Genomic DNA, 13,215 nt, shown 5'->3' with positions numbered 1-13,215 from the left:
GTAGGGAGTCTTGGATAAAAAACTACGGGTTTCTGTGCGGACCCTGGTCGAGTTTGTCTTGCGTCAGGGTGATTTGCAGATGGGCTTCATGAGTGGATCCAGAATGGCGGAAGGGATCTATGCCCATCAGTACCTGCAAAAAGAGCGGGGAGCAGATTACCAGCCTGAAGTGACGCTGCGGACGACGGCTTATCAGGATGGTTTCAGCTTAGAAATCCATGGGCGGGCAGACGGGATGTTCAGAAATGAATCGGGAGTTGTCATCGAAGAGATAAAATCCACATCCCTGGAATTGGACTTGATCGACGAATCCTATAACAATTTGCACTGGGCGCAAGCTCAGTGCTATGCTTATATAGTGGCAAATCAGGAAGATCTGGCTCAGGTGCAGGTTCAATTAACCTATATACAGTTGGAGACTCATGAACTTAAAGAATTCAGAAAGTCCTTGAGCAGAGAGGAATTGGAGTTCTTCTTTAAGGATCTTGTGGAACGGTACTGCACCTGGGCCAAGCGGCTTTCGGCTTGGACAGAGCAGCGCAATGAAAGCATCTCCCGGCTTGAATTCCCTTATCCTGCTTATCGTAAAGGTCAACGGGAATTGGTTGTGGCGGTCTATAAGACGATTAAAGAAAAGCATAAGCTTTATGTGCAAGCTCCTACAGGTATCGGCAAGACTTTGGGGACGATTTTTCCGGCCTTAAAATGCCTCCTTGAAGGGTTGGAGACACCGATCTTTTATCTGACGGCTAAGACCATCACCCGCACCGTAGCGGAAGGTTCTCTCCTCATGCTCCAGCAGCAAGGACTGTCCCTGAAGTGGGTCACCCTTACAGCTAAAGATAAAGTATGCTTTTGCCCGGAGTGTGAATGCACACCGGAAGACTGCAGCTATGCCAAAGGATATTATGATCGGTTAGGCCCGGCTCTGGAGGATATTTTTCAGAGGGATCATTGGAATCGGGAGCAGATCGAGAGCTGTGCACGCAATCATGCTGTCTGCCCCTTTGAATTTTCCCTGGAACTTACCAATTGGGCTGATTTGGTGATCTGCGACTATAATTACGTCTTTGATCCAAGAGTGTTTCTCAAACGCTTTTTTCTTGAAGGCGGGGATTATGCTTTTCTGATCGATGAAGCTCATAATCTGGTGGAGCGGGCCCGGGAAATGTTTTCTGCCCAATTAAACAAGGAAGAATTCCTCCACTTGAAGAACCTCGTGGAAGATCAAGAACCTATTCTGGGGAAAAGGCTCCAAACGGTCAACAAGAACTTTTTAAAGCTCAGAAAACAAGGTCTTGAAGTGGAAAAAGAGGCCCCCACGGCCCTGTACTCTTCCTTGGAGAGAGTAGTGAACGAAGCGGAGAAGTTTTTCAAAAAAGAGGAAAACCCACCCTGGAAAGAGAAGCTAACGGAGCTGTACTTTAACATTCAAGCCTTCCTGCGCACGGCTGAAAGTTATGATGAGCATTACCTTACCTATTATCAATACCCGGAGCAGGACGTGCGTGTTAAGCTTTTTTGTGTTGATCCCTCCCAGCAGCTGGCTCAGGTTTTAAACAAGGGGAGAGCGGCAGTTTTCTTTTCGGCCACCTTAAGCCCTCTGGAGTATTTTATTCAGGTTCTGGGGGGAGAGAAAGAATCTTATAAGCTGCAGCTGACTTCTCCTTTTCCTCACGAAAATCTTTGCCTGATGCTGCAGAAGCAGATTTCCACCAAATACAACCAGCGCTCTTTATCCCTGGACGCCATCGTCGAGGGGATAGCTCAGCTTGTTCAGGGGAAAACCGGCAATTACATGGTCTATTTTCCTTCTTATGAGTATCTTGAACAGGTTCGGGAAAGGCTTCTCCAGGCCCATCCTGAATTTAAAGTTTTGACCCAAACCATGGGAATGACCGAGACGGATCGGGAGGAGTTCCTGGAAGCTTTTCAGGAAGATCCTCAGGAGAGTCTGGTGGGATTGGCCCTGTTGGGGGGAATCTTTGGGGAAGGAATCGATCTTACAGGAGAGCGTTTGTCCGGTGCCGTAATTATCGGGGTAGGGCTGCCCCAGATCGGCATGGAACGGGATATTATTCGTGCTCATTTTCAGGAACGCTATGGGCAAGGGTTTGAATTTGCCTATATGTACCCCGGGATGAATAAGGTGCTCCAAGCCTGTGGGAGAGTGATACGGACCGAGCAGGATCGGGGAGCCATACTCTTAATTGATGAACGGTTTGCCCGTTTATCCTACAGACGGCTATTTCCTAAGGAGTGGCATGCTATCCATACGTTGCAGGATAATAACCGGATTCCTTTGCTATTGAAAGCCTTTTGGGAATCATCATAAAACAAAAGAACACATGTCAGAGGAGGGATGGGCTATCGACGAGCTGAATCAAGAGAATAGAAGAGAAAAAGAATCTTCCTATTCTTCAGAATACAATGGGGCGGAACAGCATATCGTCGGTCAAGACGAACATGCTGATGATTATTTTATTGATGAACAAAACACAAAACCCAAGCCGGGGAACAAGAAGGGGTTATGGGCGGCGGTAGCCTTCCTCATCCCTTTGTTGACGAAGGGAAAGTTTATTATCCTTTTCATAGTGTCTAAGTTCAAATTCCTTTTTGTCTTTCTCAAGCTCGGTAAATTTGCCACCACTGCGGTATCCATGGTGGCTACGATCTGGATCTATGCCGTATTTTATGGCGCTAAATTCGCCTTGGGGTTTGTAGCGCTGCTCTTCGTTCATGAAATGGGACATTATCTTACCGCGAAACGAGTTGGGTTAGCTGTATCGGGACCGGTATTTATTCCCTTTGTAGGTGCCTTGATCGGGATGAAAGAGGACCCTAAAGATGCGGTGACTGAAGCCCAAGTCGCTTATGGGGGTCCTCTTTTTGGGAGTCTGGCTGCGGTGCTGTGCTTGGCGTTCTACTGGCTTACAGGGTATGAACTGGCTTTAGTTCTCGCTTATGTGGGCTTTTTTCTCAATATATTCAACCTGCTTCCTGTTCATCCCATGGATGGCGGGCGAATCGTCTCCGCGGTCTCTCCCTATCTATGGCTGGTGGGGATCCCTGTCTTGATTTACCTCATGATCACATTCTTTAACCCCATCCTCTTGATTGTCGTGATTCTGGGAGTGAGCCAAGTCTACAAACTATGGAAGAATCGGCATGAGCTGTCGATCTATTATGAGGTTCCTTTGCGGGAGCGGGTACAGTTTGGTATTCTCTATTTTGGCTTGGTGGGTTCCCTTGCCATGGGGCTAACCTATGCTCTTGAACTTTTAGCTTAGGTTGTTTTGGCCTAGGTTGAAATAGCTGAGTGAAAAGGACTGCAGAGGGATAAACTAAAGAAAACCTGGACGGGGGAGGAATTTTAATGGCTGAGAATCAGGAAAGCATTATTATGAGCTTCTTTTATGATCAAGAATCGCCCTCTGGGGTGGGGTTTGAAACCATCGAACTCTTATCTCAAGGCAAGGATACCCTTTGTCTGGCGATGGATTTAGCTACTAAGATCAGCGATAGCTTACCTGAAGAAGCTAAAGCAATCATGGCTGAAGAGGGAGTTCCTCTCTACCGGATTTTCACAGATCAGAAGGGTTTTTGGGGTGAATGGTGCGATACGGAGAGTTTGAAGGTGGAGGAGGAGATGAAAAAACTCCTGGACAAAATTGCCTCCGATCTTGAACAGGCCGCCCATTAGAACCTATTGCCACTCAAGTCTTTTCTATGGTAACATTGTAGAAAAAGATAACAGATGAGGAATAGTTTGCATGGGAATCCACAAACCTAAATTTTACGCTGTCCGTGCCGGCCGGGACAAGGGAGTATTTTCTTCCTGGGAGGAGTGCCGGAAGGCCATCCATGGTTTTTCCGGAGCGGTCTACAGATCCTTCCCCACCTTAAAAGAGGCTCAGGCCTGGTTCAAAGGGGAAACACTGAGTGATCCGCTGAAAGCAGAGGATGACTCCTTGAAAGACGATAGAGCGGAATATGATGTCTACACGGACGGAAGTTACGTTAATGGTCAGTATGCCTGGGCGTATGCTTTTGTCAAAGACGGCAAAGTTCATTATGAAGATGCCGATGTGGGGAAGAATCCCGCCGCGGCAACGATGCGCAATGTAGCAGGCGAGATCGCTGCGGCCCTTTACGCCGTAAAAAAGGCCTCACAGCTTGGGGTTAAAATCCGCATCCTTCATGATTATGCAGGAATCGCTTTTTGGGCTACGGGAGAATGGAAAGCCAAAAATGAGTTTACCCAAGCCTATGCCAAACTGATGAATCAGTATCGGGGAATATATAGCTTTGAAAAAGTCAAGGCCCATAGCGGCAATGAATTCAATGACTATGTGGATATGAAAGCTAAGGGTGCTTTGGGTATAGGGAACTGAAAGTGTTAAGCCTGCCATTGGGTGGGCTATTTAGTTGGGGGTTTTAAAATGAAATTCAAAGATTTTCCTTATTCACGTCCTGATCTGGAAAAACTCAAAGGAGAATTCCAGACTCTCCTTGAGCAGTTTAAAGAGGCAGAAAGTTTTCATGAGCAGGACCGTCTGCTCATGGACATCAATAGCTTGCGGGGGAAATTTGACTCTATGTCCCAAATTGCCTCAATCCGCCAAACTATTGATACTAACGATACCTATTATGAGCGGGAACAAGAATTTTTTGATGAGAATTTGCCCATCTACCAGGGATTGATTTCAGAGCTTTATGAGGTGCTGTTGGACTCCCCGTTTCGCCGGGAATTAGAGCAAAAATGGGGCAAGCAGCTTTTCCGTATCGCGGAGTTAACCCTGAAGACCTTTAAACCGGAGATTATTGAGGATTTACAGGCGGAGAATAAATTGTCCACTGAATATACCAAGCTCATTGCTTCGGCTAAGATTTACTTTGAAGGGGAAGAGCGCAATCTTTCCGGGTTAGGACCTTTTCTGCAATCCACCGATCCGGTCCTGCGGAAAAGAGCCCATGAGGCGAAATATGCTTTTTTTGCAGAACATGAAGAAACTTTGGACGCTATTTATGATCAGCTGGTTAAGGTAAGGACACAGATTGCCCAAAAGCTGGGTTATCCCAATTATGTGGGATTGGGCTATGCGCGGATGCTGCGTTCCGACTATGATGCACAGATGGTGGCCAATTTCCGCAAGCAGGTCCAGGAAGATATCGTACCCCTGGCCTCCCGCTTGCGGGAACGGCAGCGGCAGCGTCTGGGCTTGGCAAACTTGTATTACTACGATGAAAAAACCAACTTTACTTCGGGAAACCCCCAACCTCATGGGGAACCGGACTGGATCATCGAGCAGGGCAGCAGGATGTATCGGGAATTATCGGCCGAGACTGAGGAGTTCTTTGACTATATGGTGAGCCATGAGCTTATGGACCTGGTCACCAAAAAAGGCAAGGCTGGCGGTGGCTATTGCACTTATATCAGCGAGCATCAAGCGCCGTTTATTTTTGCCAATTTTAATGGGACTTCAGGAGATGTGGATGTCCTGACTCACGAAGCGGGTCACGCCTTCCAAGTCTATTCCAGCCGTCATCATACCCTCCCGGAATATCAATGGCCTACCTACGAATCCTGCGAAATCCATTCCATGAGTATGGAGTTTTTCGCCTGGCCCTGGATGGAGCTTTTCTTCGCAGAAGAAGCGAATAAATATCGTTTCCAGCATCTCAGTGAAGCCATGCTCTTTATACCTTATGGGGTGAGCGTGGATGAATTCCAGCATTTTGTTTATGAGAATCCCGAAGCCACTCCTGCCCAGAGAAAAGCAGCCTGGCGTGAAATTGAGAAAAAGTTTCTTCCCCATCGGAATTATGAGGGCAACCAGTACCTTGAAAATGGCGGGTATTGGCATCAGCAGGGGCATATCTTTGGCAATCCCTTCTATTATATTGATTACACCTTAGCTCAGATTTGCGCTTTTCAATTCTGGAAGAAATCCCGTCTGAATGCTCAGGAAGCCTGGCAGGATTACTTAAGCTTGTGCCAAGTCGGGGGCAGTCTGTCTTTCCTGGATTTAGTGGAGTTGGGACATTTGGTTTCCCCCTTCCAGGAGGGATGCCTTAAATCTGTGGTTGAAACAATTAACCAATGGCTTGAGCAGGTGGATGACCGGAAATTTTAGTGGAGGGGAACCCATGACAAGCTTAGAAACTTTAGGTTCCAGCAATATCTGGAAATACCTTGGTATGACTATCGTCACCAATGAGCAAGGAAAAAAAGGTGTTAAGATCACCAATACGGATAAGTTTAAACAAGCTCATGGCAGTGTCCATGGGGGCATCATCGCTGCAGTGATCGATACGGCGATGGGTGTGGCTGTCAATGAAGCGATCGGTCCGGATCATTATGCGGTGACGGTGGAGTTGAAGGTCAACTATCTTCTGCCTGTTGTGGATTCGGATATTTATGCTTATGCCAGCCTTGTCAAGGAAGGCAAACGGCTTTTTATAGGGACAGTTAATGTCTATGACGAGGACGGTAATCTGGTGGCTATTGGCTCTTCCACCTTTTCCAGGATGACGCGGCACAAGGAGTAACGTTAAGAAGGAGCGGCTATGTTTATTTCCTGCAGTGGCGAGAAAACTACCGTGGCAGTACCGGAACAGGGTTCGGCGGTAATCGGCGGGTATTGGACCCCTGACTTGGGCAGAGTTAAAGGTCCGGTTCACTTAAAATGGGAAGAGGGAAGAGTGAGTTCTCTTTGCCCCAATTCTTCCGCTGGGGGACGCTCAAAATCTTCTGGAGAAGAAGATTTTGCCTGGCAGTCTTATTTGCTGATGCCTGGCTTTATCGATAGTCATGTGCATTTGGCTTTGGATAGTATTGATTTTTATCAATGCCTTGAAAACTGGCATAACCCTGCCCTGATGGAGAAAGTGATTCAGGACAATCTTCGCCGTTATTTAGAGTCTGGTGTCGTTGCAGTCCGGGATGGCGGTGATTTGCCGGGTCTCGCCTGGTCTGCCAGGAAGCGCCTGGAACGTGGAGAATGGCAAGGCCCCAGGGTTGTTTCGGTGCGGGAGGCTGTAGCCCGGCAGGGTATGTATGGACGCTTTTTGGGGCGGGGCTTCTCAAGCCTGCAGGACTGGCAGCGGATTAAAGAGGATTTTTTCCGGCAAGGTGCAGACCAGCTCAAAATCATCGTCACCGGAATTATATCTTTCAGCCAATACCAGCAGGTGGGAACGGTTCAGTGGAGCGTGGAAGAGCTCAAGGAATTAACTGCCTCTGCTCATGCCAGAGGAATCCTGGTGATGGCCCACGCCAGCGGGGAAGAGGGCATCTCCAGAGTGATTGAAGCGGGAGTGGATTCCATAGAGCATGGGTATTATATGACTTCCCGGCACTTAAGACAGATGAAAGCTCAAGGTATCGCCTGGGTCCCTACGGTGGCACCGATAGGCAACCTGTTGAAATATCCTACAGGCAGGTATTCTGAGCAGGAGACGGCTACTTTGTCTGAAATATTGAAAGGCCACCTCAGCCGGATTAAGGAAGCCTCTGATTTTGGTGTGCGTTTAGGCGTCGGCACGGATGCGGGAGCCTATTCAGTACCCCATGGCAGCTCCTTCCTGGATGAAATGCTCTGGATGAGGGAGGCCGGAATTCCTGAAGAAAAAGTTTATTGTCTCGCTACCCAGGAGAATGCCCGCATCTGTGGACTGCTTGAGTACGGAAAACTGGAAGTCGGCACTCCCTTAAACTGCCTTCAGTTAAAGGAGTTATAGGAATCACCGAAAAATATTCAGGGCGTCATGGTGTTGTTGGTTGAAGTGTGTGATGCCACCCGGACTTTGCGGAAGGGCTGAACCCGCTTCGACGGTTGTAAAGGAAATGAGTTTTTTTGAAGCAAGATAAACCCGGGAGTCTCTCCCGGGTTTATCTTGCTTATTAAGAGCTACCCATTAGCTTCAAAGCCATGATGCTCACGTTTTCCTGTCTTTCTAACTCCTTAAAGTTATTCATAGTGGAACACTTTCTGATTAGTGTACCATGGTGTACCATGTTCCATTTATATAGAACAGCGAGAGATTAACAGATAATTTTAAGCAAATGATTACACAATAATGAATAAGCAGAAAACCCTGAAAACTTGGAGTGACTTTAAGAAGTTCTTAAGATTTAGATCGGCAGAATGATCAGAATTAAGGGTTACCATAGTCCTAAAGAGTGAGAAAGGACGTGGTATAATTTGTATGAATTGATTAGCGAGAGGAGTCCCATACATGAACATTTTAGTATGCGACGATGATAAGGAAATTGTCGAAGCGATAAGAATCTACTTAGCCCACGAAGGCTATACGATCTATAAAGCCTTCAATGGACTCCAGGCCTTGGAGGTTATTGAAGAGCAGACTGTCCATCTGGTGATCATGGATATTATGATGCCCCAAATGGATGGGATCAGAGCTTTGATGAAGATTCGGGAAGAACGGAATATTCCGGTGATCATGCTCTCGGCCAAATCCGAAGATACGGACAAAATTATGGGCCTGAATATGGGTGCGGACGATTATATTACCAAACCCTTCAATCCACTGGAGCTCATCGCCCGCGTCAAATCCCAGCTGCGCAGGTATGTAACCTTAGGCAGCCTGGAGACCAAGACGAATGTCTATCAATCCGGGGGGCTGATGATCGACGACGAAAGCAAATGCGTCACCGTGGACGGCGAGGAAGTTAAGCTGACCCCTGTCCAGTATAAAATTTTGAAGCTGCTGACAGCCAATGCGGGAAGGGTCTTTTCCATCGATCAGATTTACGAAAACGTTTGGAATGAAGCGGCTTTCAGTGCGGAAAATACAGTAGCTGTCCATATCCGGAAAATCCGTGAAAAAATTGAGATCAACCCGAAGGAGCCTAAATATTTAAAGGTGGTGTGGGGAATTGGATATAAAATCGAGAAGCTTTAGCCATTCACTGATTGCCAAAGCTTTAGCTTTTGTGTTGGTGATCTTTTGCTTTACTCAAGTCGTTACTTTAGTGCTCAATGTCATCAATCGCAGCCACTTTGGGGTAGCCTTGGAAAAAAGCTATTATCTGGGAGAAGGCTTCATTAATGAAAGCAATAATATTATCAGCGACCTAAGGTCACTCAGCAGATATAAGAGTGAGGAAAATATTTTAGCCGGAGGAAGTGTTTCAGAGGATAGACTTAGAAATAGAATTGACAGCCTCTATTGGGAGTTTCAGGTAAACAGCGACAGAAGATCAACAGTGAGCAGCAACTCAACAATGAACAGTAACTCAGCAGTAGTCGAGGAAAATGTAGACGAGGGCTCTTCCCAAAAGCCTCCTTCCATTTCCAGCACTACCAGTCCGACGCAGCCAGGCATTTATAATCCCAATCTATCCGACAGGGAAAATTATCAAATTTTCCTGGAAGCTTATAAAGAAGAGATAGCAAAAGAAAAAGAACGTCTGATTCAAGAAGATCTTTATTATTACCAAACGACTTTACAGCGGCTAGCAAGCTATAAGGGGCTGAATTATTTCCTGAAAGCCGGGGAGCTGGAGTTGACCAATCATGCAGAGTTGTCGAAAGAAGAGTATACTTCTTATCCCGTCTACATGCTGTTTGAAGGATTTATCCAGAACGTCTATCCTCAGGAGCTCAAAGAGAACCCGCGTTTTTATCGGATTGCTCCTGATGCTTATGCAGAGGATTATCCGGATGTTTTGTATATCGGTTTTGAAGACGAGTTTTTAAAGCCTCGGATTGCCGAGTGGCAGGAAGACAAAGAAGTCGCTAATCATGCCCTTTATCAGATAGCAGCTTATCTGGCAGGACTTATGGCTTCCTTTATCTATCTCCTGATCGTCTGGGGGAGAAATTCAAAACATGACCAGGAAGTCCACCTCAATACCCTGGATCGTCTTTACAATGATTTTAATATCGTCATTTGCTTAGGCTTGATTTCTTCGTGGTTTATACTGGGTTTCGAGTTTTATCAAATGCAAAATGCTGCCCTTATCTATCCCATGACTCTGGCTATCGCAACCTTGGGGCTGATCCTGGTCTTATCCCTGGTTAAGCACATTAAAAATAAAACCCTCCTCAAACACACGTTGGTTTATACGATTTTCCATAAGCTTTTTTCCGGTATCAAAGCTATCTATGACAGCGGCAGTCTGGGAGTGAAAGTGGCTATCCTTGTCATAGGCTACCCTTTATGCATAGCCATAACCTTTTTCATGTTCCCCATTACCGTTGGTGTGGCTGTATGGTTATCCTTTAAGAAGGTCAAGGAATTCAAGGCCATTAAAGAAGGAGTCAGGCGGGTTAAGGATGGAGATCTGGCGACGATGATTAACATCAAGGGTAAGGGAGAGTTCGCTCAACTGGCTGGGGATATCAACAGTATAACTGACGGCTTAAATAAGGCTGTGGAAAATGAGATTAAAAGCGAACGCTTAAAAACAGAATTAATCACCAACGTTTCCCATGATATCCGCACTCCCTTAACCTCCATCATTACCTATGTTGACTTATTAAAAACGGAAGAAGACCCGGAAAAGATCAAAGACTATGTGGAAGTTCTCGAGCAAAAATCACAGCGCCTTAAAGTGTTGACCGATGACCTCTTTGAAGCCGCCAAGGCCTCCAGTGGGGATATTCCGGTGACCTTTGAGAGAATAGATATTGTATCCTTGCTGACTCAGGGCTTAGGAGAAGTGGATGAGAAAATTCAGGAACGGGGGTTGGATTTTAAATTCAATTACCCTCGGGAAAGAATGTGGGTCAAGGCTGACGGGAGACTCCTGTGGCGAGCCATTGAAAATCTTTTGTCCAATATTTTTAAGTATGCCTTGACAGGCTCACGAGTGTATATCGATCTGGAGGATGCAGGCCCGGGAGTAAGATTAACCATTAAAAATATCTCAGCCTATGAACTGAATATATCTTCCACTGAGTTGATGGAGCGCTTTAAGCGCGGCGATGAATCCAGAAGCAGCCAGGGAAGCGGCCTGGGCTTATCCATCGTCACGAGCCTGATTGAAATCCAAAAGGGGAGCTTTACCATTGAAGTGGATGGGGATCTCTTTAAAGCGACGATCTTCTTGTACAAAGATGATAGTAAGGAAACCCCATTATCTCCCCAATAGCTTAAATAATAGACAAAATTTACCAAGGACAATCTGCTTGTCATGGCGAACTCTCTATCATAAACCTGAATTAGGGGTGATAGAGATGTTTCAAAAAAGCAAGGCCCTGAAAATAAAAACCATGAGGAGTCCTGCAGAAGCCATAGAATTTCTTCAGGAGGTAACCGAGGGATTAGCCAACGCGGATAAGCATTCCTTGGAAGCATTCATTTTGCATCTGCGTCAGCGGGCTGACGATATCCAATTTAAATATTACAAAGCCCGTTGCTTGTATATGATGATCCCTCCTGAGGATGCCTTGGCCTTTTGGTTATGTTATACTTTGGGCAGGCTTCCGGAAACGATTCGTTTCTCAAATTTCGAAGGGGAGGTGCTGGAACTTCTCAAGGTATTATCTTTAGCGGAACAAAACCCTCCAACCTGGAAACAGGGCAACTGGTTCAAAAAAGATGTTTTGGGTAAAGAGTTGAACTGTGCTTTATCTTTTCTCAAAGAGGAGTATCCGGTATTTTTCAGCAGCTTGACGAAGAACCCCCTTTTAGTCCCTGTATTAGGTTTTCGATTAAAATTAAGAGAAGGTTCCTTGATGACCATTCCGCGGCTTCATTGCCTGGGAGTTTTTCAACCCAATCGTAACGAAGAGGAACTCTTACTGCCTATTCTCCATGCTTTGGCCCATATTCTTCACCATTCTCTGACAGAGGATGCCAAGGTGATGCCTCCGGGCTTTACCAATATGGTGAAGCAGATTTTTGACGATTACCAGATGAACCCGGAAGACGGAGGTGAGTTCTTTGCCGAACTCTTTGTCGCTTCCCTGCTTTATGACACTGAATACATGCCTTTGGTCGCTTATATGGAGCTTTGTCATGAAGATCAGGCTGTCATCAGGAATTACTTCACTTGGCTGGAGACGATTTATGCCTCAAGTCTTCAGGATAATATGCTGCGGGTCATCCATCAATGGAATGAACTGAAAAGAGCATAGACGCGTTGAATAGGCCTTTCCGGTAATGAAGAACATGATCCGGAAAGGCTTTTTTATTAAAAATTGGCCATTTTGAAATTTATTCATCTAGATGAGTAAATTTCAAAATGGCCAATTTTTAAACACACTTGCTGTACTTTGGGTATTGGCTGACAGCATTCGTGCTTTATTAACAGACCCATGCTTGGGAATTTCCAAGGGTAAGGATGGACGAAATCCGTTGAGTTATGCTATTTTATAGGAGGAGCGCTGCCTGGGGCGGCGTGATTTGAGAGGAATCGGGTATCACTTCGTTCAAGATTGGAGAGGAAGACCTTTGAATATACAGATTTATGGAACCCGAAAATGTTTTGACACCAAAAAAGCGGAGCGATATTTCAAAGAGCGGAACATCAAATTTCAATTTATTGATCTCAATGAAAAAGCTTTAAGTAAAGGTGAACTGCAGAGTGTTAAATCCGCTGTCTCCTTAAATGAGCTGATCAATAAAGAGGCTAAAGACTATAAAGCCCTCAATCTCGATCAAATCAGGGGTTTGGAGATGCGTGAAGAGCTTTTGCTGACTCATCCTAAACTCTATAGAACCCCGATTGTTCGCAATGGCAGGAAAGCAACGGTAGGTTATCAACCGGAGATCTGGAAAGAGTGGGAGTGATCGCCTATAATGAGTCATGGGAAGGAAGAGAAGTGAACTAGATGATGAAAATGATGTTGATCGGAATTGGCACACTCTGCGTAGTGCTTGGCATTATCGGTGTGTTTTTGCCTGTCGTCCCCACGACTCCTTTTTTATTATTGGCGGGAGCATGCTATATGCAAAGTTCCCCAAGGCTTCATACGAGGTTGTTGGAGAGCAAATGGCTTGGCTCTTATCTTAAAGATTATTACGAGAATAAAGGGATGACGCTGCAGGCCAAGGCTGTATCAATCTCATGTTTATGGCTTTCTTTAACCATTTCGATGTTTTTTGTGGAAATAATTTGGGTGCGCCTCCTTCTCCTGGGGATTGGTCTGGCAGTTACCCTCTTTTTACTGAGCCGCAAAACTAAAAAGTGAAACGTGTGCCAATCCCTGTGGGGACGTTAACAGGCAGGAAGGAACGACT

12 protein-coding genes are annotated in these 13,215 nt (G+C 45.9%); all 12 read left to right on the top strand.

What is annotated here, in order from left to right; translation table 11 throughout:
* The first annotated feature begins 10 nt into the window (after positions 1-10).
* Positions 11-2,335, top strand: coding sequence for an ATP-dependent DNA helicase (locus tag BUA14_RS24440; protein ID WP_072774974.1), 2,325 nt, complete (start codon positions 11-13; stop codon positions 2,333-2,335).
* Between the two features lie 13 nt (positions 2,336-2,348).
* Positions 2,349-3,290, top strand: a complete 942-nt coding sequence (locus BUA14_RS24435) for a site-2 protease family protein (protein WP_072774973.1) — start codon at positions 2,349-2,351, stop codon at positions 3,288-3,290.
* An 86-nt stretch (positions 3,291-3,376) separates the two neighbouring features.
* Positions 3,377-3,703 carry a hypothetical protein gene (locus BUA14_RS24430; RefSeq protein ID WP_072774972.1) on the top strand — a complete coding sequence of 109 codons (327 nt, stop codon included), beginning with the start codon at positions 3,377-3,379 and terminating at the stop codon, positions 3,701-3,703.
* A 70-nt stretch (positions 3,704-3,773) separates the two neighbouring features.
* A complete protein-coding gene (locus BUA14_RS24425) occupies positions 3,774-4,394 on the top strand; it encodes a ribonuclease H1 domain-containing protein (RefSeq protein ID WP_072774971.1) in 621 nt (206 codons plus the stop codon).
* Between the two features lie 48 nt (positions 4,395-4,442).
* The gene (locus BUA14_RS24420; RefSeq protein WP_072774970.1) at positions 4,443-6,137 is read left to right on the top strand and encodes a M3 family oligoendopeptidase; all 1,695 of its coding nucleotides are present in this window, start codon (positions 4,443-4,445) and stop codon (positions 6,135-6,137) included.
* A gap of 13 nt (positions 6,138-6,150) precedes the next feature.
* Positions 6,151-6,552, top strand: coding sequence for a PaaI family thioesterase (locus BUA14_RS24415; RefSeq protein WP_072774969.1), 402 nt, complete (start codon positions 6,151-6,153; stop codon positions 6,550-6,552).
* Positions 6,553-6,570: 18 nt separating this feature from the next.
* Positions 6,571-7,743 carry an amidohydrolase family protein gene (locus BUA14_RS24410; RefSeq protein ID WP_072774968.1) on the top strand — a complete coding sequence of 391 codons (1,173 nt, stop codon included), beginning with the start codon at positions 6,571-6,573 and terminating at the stop codon, positions 7,741-7,743.
* A 498-nt stretch (positions 7,744-8,241) separates the two neighbouring features.
* Positions 8,242-8,928, top strand: coding sequence for a response regulator transcription factor (locus tag BUA14_RS24405; RefSeq protein WP_072774967.1), 687 nt, complete (start codon positions 8,242-8,244; stop codon positions 8,926-8,928).
* Entirely contained in the window at positions 8,903-11,122 is a 2,220-nt protein-coding gene (locus BUA14_RS24400; protein ID WP_072774966.1) for a HAMP domain-containing sensor histidine kinase, read from the top strand. Before BUA14_RS24405 ends, BUA14_RS24400 begins: the two co-directional genes overlap by 26 nt.
* Before the next feature lie 85 nt (positions 11,123-11,207).
* Complete coding sequence (locus BUA14_RS24395; protein WP_072774965.1) at positions 11,208-12,110, top strand: hypothetical protein; 903 nt, start codon at positions 11,208-11,210, stop codon at positions 12,108-12,110.
* Positions 12,111-12,426: 316 nt separating this feature from the next.
* Positions 12,427-12,765 carry an arsenate reductase family protein gene (locus tag BUA14_RS24390; protein WP_072774964.1) on the top strand — a complete coding sequence of 113 codons (339 nt, stop codon included), beginning with the start codon at positions 12,427-12,429 and terminating at the stop codon, positions 12,763-12,765.
* Between the two features lie 41 nt (positions 12,766-12,806).
* Positions 12,807-13,166 (top strand): YbaN family protein, encoded by a 360-nt coding sequence (locus BUA14_RS24385; RefSeq protein WP_242954756.1) that lies wholly within the window; start codon positions 12,807-12,809, stop codon positions 13,164-13,166.
* Positions 13,167-13,215 lie beyond the last annotated feature (49 nt).

Origin of the sequence: Desulfitobacterium chlororespirans DSM 11544 (assembly GCF_900143285.1) — a bacterium.
In the GTDB taxonomy this organism is placed as follows: domain Bacteria; phylum Bacillota; class Desulfitobacteriia; order Desulfitobacteriales; family Desulfitobacteriaceae; genus Desulfitobacterium; species Desulfitobacterium chlororespirans.
This window is presented reverse-complemented; position numbering and strand designations above follow the sequence as displayed.

Coding starts and splice junctions, on each gene's coding strand:
- BUA14_RS24415 (WP_072774969.1), top strand. CDS start 6,151: ATGACAAGCTTAGAAACTTTAGGTTCCAGCAATATCTGGAAATACCTT.
- BUA14_RS24395 (WP_072774965.1), top strand. CDS start 11,208: ATGTTTCAAAAAAGCAAGGCCCTGAAAATAAAAACCATGAGGAGTCCT.
- BUA14_RS24430 (WP_072774972.1), top strand. CDS start 3,377: ATGGCTGAGAATCAGGAAAGCATTATTATGAGCTTCTTTTATGATCAA.
- BUA14_RS24405 (WP_072774967.1), top strand. CDS start 8,242: ATGAACATTTTAGTATGCGACGATGATAAGGAAATTGTCGAAGCGATA.
- BUA14_RS24420 (WP_072774970.1), top strand. CDS start 4,443: ATGAAATTCAAAGATTTTCCTTATTCACGTCCTGATCTGGAAAAACTC.
- BUA14_RS24410 (WP_072774968.1), top strand. CDS start 6,571: ATGTTTATTTCCTGCAGTGGCGAGAAAACTACCGTGGCAGTACCGGAA.
- BUA14_RS24425 (WP_072774971.1), top strand. CDS start 3,774: ATGGGAATCCACAAACCTAAATTTTACGCTGTCCGTGCCGGCCGGGAC.
- BUA14_RS24385 (WP_242954756.1), top strand. CDS start 12,807: ATGATGAAAATGATGTTGATCGGAATTGGCACACTCTGCGTAGTGCTT.
- BUA14_RS24435 (WP_072774973.1), top strand. CDS start 2,349: ATGTCAGAGGAGGGATGGGCTATCGACGAGCTGAATCAAGAGAATAGA.